8 protein-coding genes are annotated in these 15,207 nt (G+C 48.9%); all 8 read right to left on the bottom strand.

From position 1 onward, the window contains the following. Window positions 1-44: 44 nt before the first annotated feature. The 8 genes from AC0YN3_RS07335 to AC0YN3_RS07300 all read right to left on the bottom strand — a co-directional run bounded on the left by AC0YN3_RS07335 (window position 45) and on the right by AC0YN3_RS07300 (window position 15,027). Window positions 45-6,140: an S-layer homology domain-containing protein gene (locus AC0YN3_RS07335; RefSeq protein WP_475774464.1), complete on the bottom strand. Its 6,096-nt coding sequence runs from the start codon at window positions 6,138-6,140 to the stop codon at window positions 45-47. Between the two features lie 583 nt (window positions 6,141-6,723). Then, window positions 6,724-7,359, bottom strand: coding sequence for a TVP38/TMEM64 family protein (locus tag AC0YN3_RS07330; RefSeq protein ID WP_475774463.1), 636 nt, complete (start codon window positions 7,357-7,359; stop codon window positions 6,724-6,726). A 41-nt stretch (window positions 7,360-7,400) separates the two neighbouring features. Then, window positions 7,401-9,500 (bottom strand): heavy metal translocating P-type ATPase, encoded by a 2,100-nt coding sequence (locus tag AC0YN3_RS07325; RefSeq protein ID WP_475774462.1) that lies wholly within the window; start codon window positions 9,498-9,500, stop codon window positions 7,401-7,403. Between the two features lie 14 nt (window positions 9,501-9,514). Beyond that, window positions 9,515-9,856, bottom strand: a complete 342-nt coding sequence (locus AC0YN3_RS07320; protein ID WP_475774461.1) for an ArsR/SmtB family transcription factor — start codon at window positions 9,854-9,856, stop codon at window positions 9,515-9,517. Window positions 9,857-10,057: 201 nt separating this feature from the next. Then, a complete protein-coding gene (locus tag AC0YN3_RS07315; RefSeq protein ID WP_475774460.1) occupies window positions 10,058-10,480 on the bottom strand; it encodes a DUF1801 domain-containing protein in 423 nt (140 codons plus the stop codon). Between the two features lie 79 nt (window positions 10,481-10,559). Then, a complete protein-coding gene (locus AC0YN3_RS07310) occupies window positions 10,560-10,778 on the bottom strand; it encodes a helix-hairpin-helix domain-containing protein (protein WP_475774459.1) in 219 nt (72 codons plus the stop codon). Between the two features lie 218 nt (window positions 10,779-10,996). Beyond that, window positions 10,997-14,419, bottom strand: a complete 3,423-nt coding sequence (locus AC0YN3_RS07305) for an immunoglobulin-like domain-containing protein (RefSeq protein ID WP_475774458.1) — start codon at window positions 14,417-14,419, stop codon at window positions 10,997-10,999. A gap of 326 nt (window positions 14,420-14,745) precedes the next feature. Continuing rightward, the gene (locus tag AC0YN3_RS07300; RefSeq protein WP_475774457.1) at window positions 14,746-15,027 is read right to left on the bottom strand and encodes an alpha/beta-type small acid-soluble spore protein; all 282 of its coding nucleotides are present in this window, start codon (window positions 15,025-15,027) and stop codon (window positions 14,746-14,748) included. Between the last annotated feature and the right edge of the window lie 180 nt (window positions 15,028-15,207).

Genomic DNA, 15,207 nt, shown 5'->3' with positions numbered 1-15,207 from the left:
CAACGTATGGGTACCAGTCTGCTCTTCTCTTTTCTGCTTTGTTATTATTGCGCTGCGTTGTAGATATTGTACAGCATTACCGCCGCTTCTGCGCGCGTAGTCGGCGCATTAGGCTGGATTTGCCCGTTATAGCCTTGAAGGATTCCGCTCTCGATCAGGTAAGCAATGCTTTCCTTTGCGTAATCGGCTACAGCGTTGCTGTCCTTGAAGTCATTCAAGCCGGCAGACGTCTGTCCAGTCAGCTTTTTATTCGCTGCTTTCAGCGCCTTCTCCGTCAATACGACCATTTCTTGTCTGGAGATGGGTTCAGTCGGCAGGAAAAGGTTGTCTCCTGCGCCGTTGGCGATGCCAAGGCCTCTCGCCGTAAGCAGCGCTTCGCTGTAATACGCTTCGGCAGGAACGTCGGCAAATGCTTCTCCCGCCTCGCCCTTCATCTCCAGCATACGCATCAGCAGCACTAGGAAATCTGCTCTCGTAATCTGCTGCTTAGGCTCGAACGAATTTTCCGAGATACCGTTAATGATGCCTTTGGACGCCAGCACCTCGATCTGGTTTTTCGCCCAATCCAGCGGCGTGATGTCTTCAAACGTTTTTTGTACGTACGCTACGACGAACGTTCCCGGTTCCACAGCATTAAAGATGACTTGCCCGGTAGCCGCGTCGTACTTGCCGCTCGTTACCGGCCTCGCTTGACCTGCTTCGTCAATGGACCAGATGACGATATGCTCAGGGTCGGCCAGCTCTGCTGCGCTCGGCTGATACGGAATTTGCATCGCAATCGGTCCAGACCGGTCATCCCATGCCAGGGCTGTGCCGTCGGACCAGGCGGCCAACGTAACCGCCGGACGATTGCCAATTTGCTTCTTGATCGTTTCGCTCAACATACCTTCTTCCGGTACCCCGATGTAGAACTCTACCGTATCGTCGGCAGGCTTGCTGCCTTGCAACAGATCAGTAGGTATGGAAATCGAAGCCAGCGGCGTTTTAATTTCAATGGTTACAGGCGCCCTCTCGTCGCCAAGCACGGATGCCGGGAGCTTCTGTACGTAAGCCTCCGCGCCTTCCGCGTTCAGCTCGATGCTGACGGTTGCATGGCCTGTCGGGTCGGCTTTCGCTGCCGCAATCGCTTTAGCCAAAACATCGCTGTCGACAGATGCCGTTCCGATCTTAGTCGTCTCATCTACGACTACTTTCGGTTTAATCGGAACCAGTGTGCTGGTCGGCGGCAGCGTCGGAGGTACGGTCGGCGTTACGACAGGAGTCGCCGTCGGCTCTGCCGTTGGTGCCGTTGTCGGCTCTGTCGTTGGTTCCGATGTCGGCTCCGTAGTCGGTTCCGGTGTCGGCTCTGTCGTTGGTTCCGATGTTGGCTCCGTAGTCGGTTCCGGTGTCGGCTCCGTAGTCGGTTCCGGTGTTGGCTCCGTAGTAGGTTCCGGTGTCGGCACGACTGAAATATTCAGTTTAACGGTTGCCTGCGAGGAGAGCGCGGAGGCCGTTGCCGCTAGTCGTACCCGCAGATCGTCATTCGGAGAAACGGACAGATCAAGCGCAGCCGTGCCCGCAGCCAGGCTTCCCGTAACGGCGGACCAGCTCTCGCCTCCGTCGAGACTGTACTGCATGGCTGTCGTAGCGCCTTCAAGCTTCACTTGCGACATTCCCGCCGCCGAGTCAGCTGTAACCGCAGGGGCTTCAGCCGGAGCAGCAATCGTGGCCAGCAAGCTGTTCAAGCTATGATTATCCGCTGAGCGCAGGTACACTTTGCCTGGACCGAATGCAACCGGCGTATTGCCCGCGCTTGCCGAGCTCCAATTGCCGTTGGTGCCGTCAGTGGAGTCCATGCTGTATTCCATGTCGGCAGTTGTGCCCGAAATTTGGCCTGCCGCCACATTTATGCCCGTACCGCTAAAATTATCCAGCGGCTGAACGATGAAGTAGTCGACGTTCGCGCCCGAATCGCCATTGTTAAGCTGCAGCTTGACCGTTGCGCCGGCAGGAATGCTGACATTGGTCCTAACGGTCGAATAGGCTCCACTCCAAACTCCGGTGCTAGGGAAACCTACGCTCTTCACGAGTTGATCGTTGACATAAAGGCTCAGCTTGCTGTTCGTATTGGCCGTCGTATAGCCGATCACCAATTGTCCGCCTTTGCCCGTACTTGTGAATGCCATCGACGAGCTGCCCGGCGTTGACAGGCCGGTTACCGCTTTGCCGCCGGAAGCCGCTCCGTCATCGGATGCGTTAGCCGCGACAAGCGTCCCCCGCTCCGCTTCATACAATTGTCCGGCAACCGTCTTGAGCAGCTTGAAGTTGCCGTGGTTGGCCGCTTCCCTGACATAGATGCTGCCTGGTACCAAGGCAATCTGCGTATTATCGGCTTTCGCAGTCGCCCAATTGCCGTCGGTGCCGTTGGTCGAGTTTAGGCTGTACTCCAACAGCGAGTTGGTGCCTTTAATGAAGCCTGTGGCTTCATCGAAACTTACGCCGACCAAATCTTGCCCCTGGACGGTAATGTAGTCGAGGTTTGCGCCCGAATCGCCGCTATCCAATTGAATTTTGAGCGTAGCTCCCGCAGGAATAGCCTTTTGCACCGTTACCGTCGCATACGTCGTATTCCAGCTGTTGGTTCTTGGGAAGCTGATGTTGCCCGCGTCCTGATCGTTGATGTATAAGCTCAAACGCGCATTGCTGTTGTCCGTCGCATAACCGATCGTCAGTCTCGAGCCTTGCTGCACGTTGGCAATCGACACGGAATCTCCCTGTTGCGAGAAGTGGTCGACCGCTTTGCCGCCCGATGCGCTCCCATCGTTCGATATTCCGACCGTACCCGATCTTGTGCCGCTTTCCGTTTCGTACTTCTGCCCCGCGAAATTCGGAACCGTGCCTACCAGAGCAAAATTGGTATAATCGCTACTATCTCTGACATATACCTTGCCTCCGGTCAGATAGACGGAAGTGCTGCCGGCTTTCGCCGTTGTCCAAGTGCCGTCAGTACCGTTCGTGGAATTAATGCTGTATTGCATATTGACTGACGTGCCATTAATCGTATTGCTCGCGATATCAAGCGCCACTCCGCTCAAATCCATTGAAATCATCGACATCGAGTCAAGGTGAACGGGGCTGTCACCGGCGTCTAGCTGGAATGTTACCTTTGCTCCGCCTGGCACGCTCACCGGAACCGTTAGCGTCGGATATCCGCCTTCCCATACGCCGTTGGTCGGGAATACGATTTTTTTGCTGAAATTGTCGTTCACGTAGAGACTGATTTGGCCCGGATTGCTTGCCGTCGCGTATTTGAAAATAATTTGCGATGCCGACACCGAATTCGCGAAAGTCAGCGAGTCGCCTTGCGAAGCAAGCTTCACTGCGATGCCGCCGGAAGCAGCACCGTCGTTATACTTGTTAGCCGGATTGTTGGCCGTGCCGCTCTCTGCTTCGTAAGTTGTGCTGCCGTCGCTCAAATAAATGCGTACTGAAGACATTTTGTCGTTCGCATTAGGGCTTGGACCGGACGGGAAATCCGCATCCGACGTATACAGCCATTTTGTACCCGTCAAATTGTCATTGTCATAAACCGCAACCGTATAGCCGGCCGGAACTCTGACCGAAGAAGCCCAGTTGTTCGGAATATTTGCCGCCGAAAGCTGTGCGGTCGTATACGTGCCAGGGGCAAGCGTTACAGCAGTCCCGCCGTACGAGCCGTCTGCATAGAAAGTCGTTGCTGTCACGCGGCCGCCCGTAGCGTCCAAGCCCAGCTTCGAGTTGGTCCCGCTCAACGATTTGACCGCATTATTCACCGTTCCTGTAAGCTGTGTGTGCGTGTAGGCTTCCAGCGTCTTCGCGACGCGTTCCACAACATACACCGCTTCTTCTTCCGTATCGAACGAGAACTCATTGTCCGATGTCGTGATGACGATGGAGTCGTCCGCTTCGTTTCTGACTTGCAGCGCCTCGGTTCCCCAAGGGTTAATCATTGTCGCTTTGTTGCCATATTGGCTCTTGATGCCGACATATTTAATTTCGTCCGCTTCCTTCTCGGAACTTACAAGGAAGCCTCCGCTCGCAAGTAGTGTGAACTTGCTCACAAAGCTTGGATCTCCCGTCGGCATAGCCGGGAAAACCCTTATTTTGTCGTTATAGCTTTGCAGCAACGATTCGTTAAGCGCCAGCAAATGCACGCCCAAATATTCGAGCTCGCCGTTCGTGTTAGTCGTACGTCCGTTCGGATAGTTCTGATAGCGTTGAAGCATCATTCTCATGCCCAGATACGCTTCGTCGCCAAGGCCGAGGCGAGCCGCCTGAATCGGCGCCGGATCCCAGACGTTATTGCCTGTGTATTTATAAGGACGCGTATTGTAGTTGTTCACGAACATTTGGTGATCCGGGTAGCCGATACCGCTTACACTATACGGCCATACCAGATCCAGTATGACGTTTTCGTTGTTCCGCGCCGGGGACTCGGGTAGATCATGCGGTAAATATTGAGTCGGGTTGCTCGGATCGACCGGGTACGGAGACAGATTGTCCAGCACGTTCTGCCAGTCGTCGCGCAGATCGGCGTCCAGGCTCAGCTGTTCGCTAGTCTCGATAACGACCGGGAACAAGTTGCGCACCGCAGCCAAATCGGTAATCGCATTTTTTACATCCCAGTGCTGTTCATGCACATTGGATGAAGGCATGTAGTACTCGCCGGAATTGCTGTCCAGCTTGAGCATACCTAAATAAAATTTTGCGGCTTCGCGCATGAACGGATAAGCCTTTTCTCTCAGGTAATCCTCATCATTCGTATACTTGTACTGCGCGTACATGTTCATCGCAGCTTCATGCCCGGTGGATAGCGTGTCCTGCGTATAATCGCTGCTGATCGTACCTTGCGCGCTGCCGCTCCAGCCCATCGTCTCCGGCACCCAGATGCCGTCAACGCCGTACCGCGTATTTGTATACGTTTTCAAATAATCAAAATTGCGGCTGTATAAATTGTTGAAAATACCGACCATTTCCGCATGGTTGGACGCAAGGAACGAGTGGTACACGTCCCGTTGGTTCCAGTACCAGTAAGCATGGCTCCACTTGCTGACGTCGTCGTCCTTGACAGCGCTGAATACGCCGTTGATAAAGTGGTTTGGATAATTGCCGAAGCCGCCTGCGCCGATAAAGTACGTGCTCAGGTAATAGAACGTTTCCATATAGTCCGCGTCGCCGGACGCGTTGGAATACTGTACAAATGATCTCTCCCAGAAATCATGCCACCATTGCTTGTAATCGGACAAGGTGTCGGCATACCCCTTGGCTGTGACGCTCGCCAATTGGTTTTTCGCTTCGGCGACCGAATCGTGGCCCGGAGCGTTAAGTCGACTCGCCGTAGAGATCCAGATCGTGTAGCTCGACGAAGGTTTGATATTCAATCTTACCTTGCTGCCGTCCACCGTCTGCGTGGAGAAGTCCGCTCCTTCAACCGTAGCGGCCATCGTATAGCCGAAGTTGTCCGGATCGGCCTGACCGCGGCTGAAGCCAACGATCTTGTTCGCTTCGTCCGCGAAGGGGGTCACGTTTCTCCACGTATTGATGTTTCTGACGTCGCCGCCGTTGAAGGTGCTGACATCCCACAGGCTCAAATCCAGCGAAACGCTGGCGAGGCCCACACGGCTGTCTTCGACGTGAATGCCGATGACTTCCGAATCAGGATCGCCCAACACCGTGATTTTGCGGTTCGAATCGTACTTGGTCGTCAGTGTACCGTCGTACAAGGAAAGCCTCTGCTCATAATCGGCGTAGGCCGTATTTAAGCCCGGATTCGTATGCAAATGGACAAGGCCTTGAGACGCGAACCCTTGCTGCGAAGCGTCGACACCGGATAGTTGCATCGTCATGCCGTTTTCCGTATCCCACACCATCGCGCCTACACGGCCGTTGCCTGCAAACAATGCGCCTTTCGGATCGGCAATCGGCGCTTTATAAACAATATCATGCTTGGACAGATACGAAGCGTAATCGATGTCCAAGGCGCCTGCGCTTGCATCGAAACTTTCAGTAGCCGCTTCCGCAGCGGCAGCCTTGCCAGCCGGCAGTCCGGAGGTGATAACAAGGCAAAAAGCGAAAAGCGAAATAAAGGACTGCTTTACTTTTTTATTCTTAAAAATCTTCATGGCCCAAGAGCCTCCCTATGTAATCGTCTTTGGTTATTTACCGCAAATCGTCGATTTCACTTCTAAAATGTTCTTCTACTGGAAGAATGGCCGTTATACAACCACTGATTTATAAAACGCTTACAATTCAGGTTGGCTATTGTCGCTTACGCACGCGCATACATGGCTCTTCCCGTCACCACCGTTCAAGACGCTCTTCCTTTCCCTATATGTAGTGGGCTTATTCGTCATAACCTCCTATGGTGTTTATATACCTAATCATAGTGTTTCGACAATTAAATACAATGGAATAATATACTCAAACAGTTTAGAAAGTTACGATTGCGCTCAAAGCGAAACCCGGAAAGGAGATTTCCTGCTCGTTGGAAATTCCGCCCAGCCAGGCGGTCCCCAATCATAAAAGAAAACGATTCAGCAACACGGCCATTTTAAGATCTTGCTCCATTGCTTTGGACTTAAGCCCGCTATCCAAAAAACGCTACTGACAGCAGGATGTCAGTAGCGTTTAAGCATTCTACAAAGCTTTGCTTTATGAGGCAAGCACTTTATTGCGCTTTAGTTCAAGAACGATATAAGTAAACATTCAGTCTTTCGCATTAGGGCTCCCCTTCCAATTCCGCCAGCGCAAGCCCGCATACACCATCATTAAAAAGAACAAATAGATGCCGCAAGTGATTAATAGATTGGAGAGACTTGAAAACAACTGATTGCCCATCACGGCAAATACAAACATGACCGGTATTTTTCCAATTAAAGTAGCAAGCACAAAACTACCAATAGCCATCTGGCTGATTGCGGAGGCCGCATTGACCGCCTGAGCGGGTACGAAAGGAATAAGGCGAGACACAAATACGGTCATGAACGCATTGCGTTCAAAATGGTGCATGAACCGGTCCATCCTCCGCGATCTCGCGATGAATGAGCGTCCCCAATCCTGGAGCAGGGTTCGTACGAGCCAAAAGGTTAATGCGGCAGCTACTGTTGAACTGATTACATTAATCAAACTGCCCCAAATCGGCCCGTATTGCGCGCCCATCATCGTTGCTATAAATCCGAATGGGAAAAACGGAATAGTTGCCGTAAAAACAGCAAGCCCAACCATCCAGGGGAGCCGCTTCATTCCATCTTGAGCGATCCAAGATAGAATGGGCTCCTGATTCGCTAGAACAGCTGCAATCACTGCCGCATATAGGAAAATAACGGCTCCGACCTTAATCATTTCTTCATCCCGTTTCTATTATATTCAAATGAACAGCCTCATCAGCTTCTAAGCCTCAATAGCCTCATACTATTCAGAATGACAAGCAATGCAGCGCCAGTATCGCTAATGACAGCTAACCATAGCGTCAAAATATCGGGGAAAATAAGAATGAGCGCAGCTGCCTTAATCGTTATAGAAAACCAAATATTTTGTTTTATGATCTTTAACGCTTTTCGGCTAAGCTTTAAGGTATGCGGCAGTTTCTCCAAGTTATCAGCCATTAATATGATATCCGCCGTCTCCATCGCCGTATCGGTTCCTGCGCCTCCCATAGCGATGCCTATGTTTGCTGCAGCGAGTCCCGGAGCATCATTAATTCCGTCTCCTACCATTGCTACCGTATACCCTTCTGTCTGCAATTGCTGTATGCAATTCACTTTGTCTTCCGGTAGCTGCTCTGAAAAATAACGGCTAATGCCTGTTTGAGCAGCTGCTTTCCGCGCCGCACCCTCATGATCACCCGTCAGCATCACCATTTGTTTAACACCTGATTCTTTAAGTTTCTCGAGCGCTTCGAGCGTTGAACGACGTACAGCATCCGCTACGGTAATCACGCCTAATATCTTCTCACGGGTACCAATAATAACAAGGGTGTTCCCTTCCTGCTGAAGCTCTGCAAACCTAGCTTCTGCATTTCCAAGAGGCGTGTTTAATTCTTGAAACAGTCTTAGATTCCCTGCAAAATATTGACTGCCATCCATGAGGGCTCCAATACCTCTGCCCACCATATTTCTAAAATCCGCAGCCTGCAAGGAAGCATATCCTTTTTCTTTGGCATACTGAACGACCGTTTGGGCAATCGGATGGGTGGAGTATTGTTCTAGCGTCTGTGCAACAGCGATTAATTGCTCTTCGCTTGTTTCAAATGCAACAACCTGCGAGACACTAGGCTTCCCTTCTGTTAAAGTGCCTGTCTTATCAAAGGCGATGGCAGAAACGGTGCCTGCTATTTCTAAAAAGGCTCCGCCTTTAATCAAAACGCCGTTTTTTGCGGCATTGCCAATTGCAGACACTATCGCTACGGGGGTTGAGATCACAAGCGCACACGGACAAGCAATCACTAACAATTCCAATCCTTTATAGAACCAATCTCCCCAAGACCCTATACCGAGGATCGGCGGGATCACCATGAAGACAAGCGCTGCAACGAACACGATCGGTGTATAAATGCGGGCAAATTTATCGACAAAGGCTTCAGTGGGCGCTTTCTTTTCTTGTGCTTCTTCAACCAAGTAAATGATCTTGGAAAGCGTCGTATCCTTGAATCTTTTTGTGACGGCAATCTCCAAAGCGCCATGCTCATTTATCGTGCCAGCGTAAACAAGATCTCCCTCATCCTTATCAACCGGAATGGATTCCCCTGTTATGGGAGCTTGATTGACGCTTGACGTACCGGCAGTAACGCGCCCGTCCAACGGAATTTTATCGCCAGGCTTAACGACTATAATCTCTCCAATTGCAATATGATCCACTGGCTTCTGTATCCATTCAGCCCCTTGTTTCACATAAGCGGCAGGCGGAGCAAGATTAATTAAGCTTCGAATGGAATTCCGCGTTTTTTCAATGGATCTTGCCTGCAGCAGATTGCCTAATGCAAACAACCATACAACCGTTGCCCCCTCGAGCCATTGCCCAATTGCTACAGCGCCGACCACAGCTACAGTCATTAGTACATTCATATCCAATGATCTGCTTTTGACCGCATAATACGCGCTTCTTGCCGGTTTATATCCGGCTGTCACCATACAAACGGCATAAAGAATGACAATGAATGATTCGGATACGAACGTGTGGGAACCAAGGAAGCCCAGTACAAGAAATAAACCCGATAAAACAACGTGGTTAGCAAAGCGTTTATCTTGCTTCATTTCGGCGTTCCTATTGTCACCAGCTAACGTCGCTTTGAAACCCGCTTTTGACACCTCGTCAATAATTTCATTAATCGTGCCAGCATGATCAATCGTCATTATTCCTGTCGAGAAGTTCACGCTGATACTACTCGCAAGCCCGTTATGCTTAAAATGATTTTCAATCGTCTTTGCACAAGCTCCGCAATCCATGCCCTCGATCAGATAGCTCTGAGTCGTCCCCTGAACCATATTCTCCTCCCTTCTCACCCTTTAGAGCAGCAATCCCATTCATCATTTCTCTCGCATGCAGCGACTTCGTCCTCTACTTGATGGAATACGGCATCCATTACCTCTAATAAAAGAGCAATCTGATCATTCCTCAAGCTGTAGTAAATGAATTTCCCTTCTTGACGGCTAACAATAATGCCGCAGCCTTTCAAACACGCCAAATGCTGAGATATGTTGGACTGGCTTCCGTTTAGCGCCTCTACGATCTGAGAAACCGTTTTTTCCTCTTTTTTAATCGATTCAAGTATTTGAAGCCTTGTTTTATCACTAAATCCACGCATGAATTTGGCCTTTATGTCATATGGAGCTACCGTCATTATTCATTTCCCTCCACTTCATATTAGCTAAATCTAATATGATGATTATATTAGCATTCGCTAATATATGTGTCAACAAAACCGTTTTTGCCATCTCATTAATCAAAGCGGGGGATTTCACCTATACGCATAAAAATAAAAAGAGACCTCCATTTCAGGTCTCTTTCATCAATGAGGCTTATTCGAATGCTGATGTTTCGTTCAAGACTCCGGGTACCGCTCATTCAGAAATACAATGGATTGAAGAATCAATTCTTTCAGAACGTCAACATCAATGTCTTCTACCTTGTTGACATAGACGCATGCTTTTCCCGAGGTATGCTTGCCGAGCTTTTGCAGCAAGGCAGCTCTTTCGTTGTCACCGGTTGCGAAATATAAGCTTATTTTTGCTTTTCTCGGCGAGAAGCCCTCCAGCGGCGCATCCCCTTCATGGCCTGTGTCATAACGGTAGTGATAGGAGCCGAAACCAATGATGCTCGGTCCCCACATTTTAGCTGGATGCCCCGTCGTTTCCGTAAATATATCCAACAGCTTATATGCGTCCTCGCGTTTCTTAGGATTCTCGATGAGATCAAGAAATTCGATTACGCTGTTGTCGGTTTCTTTTGTTTTTTGTTCGTACATCCGTTACAGGTCTCCCTTCTGCAATTGTCTTATCGTTTCGCTCATACATGCGATCAACATCTGGGTTATGGATGTCATGTTATCCTTTTTTTGCAAAGGACAGCCCCTTCTCTTTGAGAACCTCATTCAAAATCCTTATGGCTTTCGGTCCCAGGCCATGCAGCTTCAATAAGTCTGCTTCCGTCACTTTTGTCAGTTGTTCGAGCCTGTATAAACCCGCATGCGAGAGCGCACGAGTCGCCGGTTGGCTTATCTTAGGAAAATCGCTTTCTTGGTTTGTTTGGCTGCTATTGTCCATGTTCATACTCCTTTTATTATATAGATTCAGCAGGCTCAAGCCCTAATTGCTACTTCTTTGCTATCATTATACCTGTTTGTTACGCAAAGTAAGAGCTGCTCACGTTACATTTCAGCTTTTTTCAAATTTTAGCAAATGAATAACAAAGAGCAGGAAGCACCCCACCGGGCGTCTCCTGCTCTTTATATGTTGACTCTTCCCTATATTCGTTTGGCTTATTAGTTCAGGAACTCCACTAAGCTTAGTAGATTGTGAACCAAAGTTGCGGTTTCCGCGCGTGTAGCATTTCCTTGCGGATTTAAGTTTCCTTGGTTATCCCCGTTCATAATCTTCAATTGCACGAGAGTCCCGACGGAGGATAGCGCATATTCAGATACGGATGCCTGATCGCGGAAGTTATCTAGAATTGAACTGCTCGATTTCACATCGCGCTTAAGATAAGCAAGCACGCGAGCGAGAATAACCGCTTCTTCCTCGCGGGTAATTTTTTGGTCTGCTTTAAAGCTGCCGTCGTTATATCCGCTGATGAATCCGCGTGAAGACATTGCGCCTACGGCTCCGGCGTACCATGCTTCATTGCCGATATCAGAGAACTTGACTGCGCTGGAATCCTCATTCAAGCCAAGCCCCTTTGCAATCATGGAAGCAAATTCCGCACGGGTGACATGACCGTTTGGCTTGAATATTCCCTCTTCGTATCCGTTAATAATCTTCTTGTTAGCCAACGTTCTAATTTTATCTTTCGCCCATGAGGTGTCAATGTCCGAAAGCATGCTGGCGTGCTCAATAATCGTATAAGTGGAGTTGTGATCTACTTTAATAATAGCTACCGGTTTGCCGTCAACCTTAGTGAAAATGGTCGGTACCGGCGTTACGGAGCCATTCTGATGGAGAAGAACGCCAACCGAATTAGTCGAATCTACCGTTGCATTCAAATCAAACGAACGTTTGATATACGTACCTCTAAAATCATTGAACGCATAGGTCTTGTCGGGAGTAACCACTACAATGGAAAAGCTGACTACAGGAGCGATTGGCTTGCCACCCGCATCCGTAATCTGTCCAATTACAGTGTCCGTAGGTACGGTTTCAATCGTTATTTGAAGTTCGGCATCCTTAGCGACAGACTCAATAAACCCCAGTGCTTTGGCTATAGCTGCCGTGTCTGCAAAAGCAGCAGGCATTTCATACGTCACGCCATTGCTTTGGAACACGATTTTCGACTGCTCATCTTTTTGTTTCATAACGGCAAGCAATCCAGGCGTCAAAGATACGACGGCACGACCATTCTTATTCGTAACTGGAACAATTACCGCTTTGGTCTCCTTGCTATTCACCAGTGCAAGAAGCTCTGCTTGATTCACTTTGGTTAGGGTATCGCCTGTACTGCTTGTAGAGTATTGTACGGGAGCTACTACAACGCCTGCGCCTAACGCTTCAATTAACGATTTTGTTGCGCTTGTCATTTCAAAAGCAGGTGTCGGCAATGCGGTTCCCGGATTAGTAACGGATTCTGCAGCTAACGGCATAATGGTGAGGTTGAAGATTTTGGTTTCAACGGCATCACCTTTTGTCAGCGTGGCTGTTAAGGCAACCGTTGCCGGACCATCAACGAAAGCCGGACGCGTCACTGCTCCATTATTGGCAAGTACGTTCGGTTTTGACGAACCCCAGCTAATCATCACACCGTTTGAGGCAAGCGGAAGCTGCAGGCTTTGAGTGACCGAAGCTTCTGAGTCGCCGCTAGCATAGGTTGGGTTGAGATTAGCTTTTTCGAGTTGAATAAGTTCCGAATCAATCCCTATTACCGAAACATTGAATACTGCTGTATCGGTAATTGAATTTTTGACAATGGTAGCTGTTAAAGTAACCATAGTTGTAGCAGAGGGTCTATTTACAATGCCAGCATTAGAAATAATGGCCGGTTGGCTTGAAGACCAGGCAATAGAAGTCAATTGAATGGCATTCGCCTGCGGCAGCGTCATATTGCCTTTAACATAGCCTTCCGACTCATCCGTATCATATAGAGGCGTCAAGCTCGCTTTCGTATTCGCTACGCTTTCCTCATCCGTGACTGTTCCTAGCACAGTCACGTCAAAAGTCTGCGTATCCATAGCCGATCCTTTCGTAATCGTAGCTGTAAGCGTAACATTCATGTTTTGTGCACTTACAGGCCTATTAACGACTCCGTTATATGAAACAACTGAAGCAAGATTTGATGTCCAAGAAACGGCTGTATCGAGTGCACCCGTGGTATCTAGCGTAAGATTGCCCGTTACGTGACTAGCCGAGTCCCCTGTCATATATCCTACTGCTATATTTCCTTTAGCGAATGCGACGGCTTCAAGATCAGTCGCTTCCTTTGGCGCAATGGTCAGATTGAAGGTTTTCGTATCAACGGCCTGGCCTTTCGTAAGCGTAGCTGTCAAAACGACATTTGCCGGACCATCAACGAAAGCTGGTCGCTCCACCACGCCGGCATTGGTCAGAAACGTCAGGTTAGAGGATTCCCAACTAATGGTTACGTTATTAGCGGTACTAGGAAGCAGTAGGTTTTGAGTGACCGAAGCTTCGGAATCGCCGCTAACATAGGTTGGATTGAGACCTGCTTTTGCTATGTTAACCAGTTCCGAATCCGTTCCGATTACGGAAACTTGAAAGGATACGGAATCCGTAACTGCATTTTTGGATATCGTAGCCGTCAACGTAACCGTTGTTGTAACATTGGGTCTGTTTACTGTTCCTGCATTCGTAATAATCGTTGGGTGGCTCGAATCCCAAGATACGTTGGTTATGTTGATGACATCCGTCAATGGCAATGTCAAATTACCTTTTACATACCCTTCCGATTCATCCGTATCATAAAAAGGCGTCAAGCTCGCTTTCGTATTCGCTACGCTCTCCTCGTCCGTTAACACCACGGTAGGCTCTGTTCCGATAACCGTAATAACAAACGTCTGCGTGTCTATCGCTGATCCCTTCGTTATCGTGGCGGTAAGCGTCACGTTCGTGTTGGCGGCTTGTCTTGCGACTTCACCTGAATCGGTAATGACTGCCGCATTGTCGCTGGACCATGAAATAGAGGTATGGTTTATGATATCGGTAACCGGCAACGTCATATCGCTTAATACATAGCCCATGCTTTCATCCGATTCATAAAACGGAGACAGGCTTATCTTCGTTTCTTCAACGCTTTCTTGATCCGTAGCCGTACCGGAGTATTGGGATAGCGCAAAAAAGTCGGCAGCGTCCGGTCCCGTGATGGCGATCTGGCTTGTTTTACCGATTACGCTGGAGGTAAGCCTAAATGCATTAGGAGATACTGCATCGGCAATAATATCGGTTGTTGCTAGCATGGAGGCATCATTTAGTAGATTCACAATGCCCTGCATATCAACCATATTCTGATCCAGAATAATATGTACAGTATGTTCCGGCTCGGCTGAACCGTCGCTGATCGTAAATGTTTTGGCATTGGCTCCCGAAAAATCAAAACTCGAGAGTAACTTGCTAGTTGCCTCTGCTGCAGTACCGCTCCCAATGCTTGTTGCTAAGGCCAAACCACTAAAGCTGGACATGATTATGGATAATGCCAAAAAACTAGACAGCATCCTTAAACCTTTTTTGCGAAATACACTCATTTTGCGTATGCTCCTCTTAAACTGTCATGAAAAATGAATAGTGAATCGATCACTTTTCTGCTAGATAAGTATAGCATGCCGCTCCTCTACTTCTTATCTATTTTTGTCGAATAGTGTCATATCATTTTTAGGCGATATAAAACGAGACATTATCTGTAGGAATGCTCCTTTTTCTATCCATTAATACGACCGTTTGTATGCGTTCAAATCATTATTCGAGATACATGTCTCGCATAGATCCAATTGAACGAAATAAAGGCTGCCGAGTTTTTCTCGACAGCCTGGCTACATCTTATATAGTCCCAAATCGTGTGATTAACCGCTTTTCACGGTTGATCCTCATTAGCAAGCTGGGCTTTGGCACGACGGACCATTTCCCTGACCATGGAACCGCCAATTTTACCGCCAATATGGCCAACTGATTCCGTACTTAATTCGCCATTGTCGCTAGACTGTAGAGGTACGCCAAGCTCCTTGGCTACTTCATATTTCACATCATCCGGCCGATTCGGGTCAACGGCATAGCCTTCGCGCCTCATGACTTCCGCTTTGAACGTTTGCATTTCCCGTTCAACCCCCGGCACTGCATACCTTCGTCTTCTTGCCATTATGATGCACTCCCTGGATGTTTTTCCTCTAGCATTTGCTAAATTTGTTTTTTCATCCGTATATGTGACGATTGTATTTCTTACCATGCTCCCTCCACATAATCAAGCCATTACAAGCTAGCCCGAAGGTATCCGCATTAGCTATCAGCTCAACCTCATTTTGGCGGGAGCAAGTTATTA

The sequence above is a fragment of the Paenibacillus sp. J22R232 genome, assembly GCF_056269165.1.
The sequence above is the reverse complement of the archived record's forward strand: the minus strand, read 5'-3'. Positions and strand labels throughout refer to the sequence as shown.

What these genes read in the sequence shown, in the direction of transcription:
- AC0YN3_RS07335 (WP_475774464.1), bottom strand. Translation starts at nt 6,140, where the DNA reads ATGAAGATTTTTAAGAATAAAAAAGTAAAGCAGTCCTTTATTTCGCTT.
- AC0YN3_RS07330 (WP_475774463.1), bottom strand. Translation starts at nt 7,359, where the DNA reads ATGATTAAGGTCGGAGCCGTTATTTTCCTATATGCGGCAGTGATTGCA.
- AC0YN3_RS07325 (WP_475774462.1), bottom strand. Translation starts at nt 9,500, where the DNA reads ATGGTTCAGGGGACGACTCAGAGCTATCTGATCGAGGGCATGGATTGC.
- AC0YN3_RS07320 (WP_475774461.1), bottom strand. Translation starts at nt 9,856, where the DNA reads ATGACGGTAGCTCCATATGACATAAAGGCCAAATTCATGCGTGGATTT.
- AC0YN3_RS07315 (WP_475774460.1), bottom strand. Translation starts at nt 10,480, where the DNA reads ATGTACGAACAAAAAACAAAAGAAACCGACAACAGCGTAATCGAATTT.
- AC0YN3_RS07310 (WP_475774459.1), bottom strand. Translation starts at nt 10,778, where the DNA reads ATGGACAATAGCAGCCAAACAAACCAAGAAAGCGATTTTCCTAAGATA.
- AC0YN3_RS07305 (WP_475774458.1), bottom strand. Translation starts at nt 14,419, where the DNA reads ATGAGTGTATTTCGCAAAAAAGGTTTAAGGATGCTGTCTAGTTTTTTG.
- AC0YN3_RS07300 (WP_475774457.1), bottom strand. Translation starts at nt 15,027, where the DNA reads ATGGCAAGAAGACGAAGGTATGCAGTGCCGGGGGTTGAACGGGAAATG.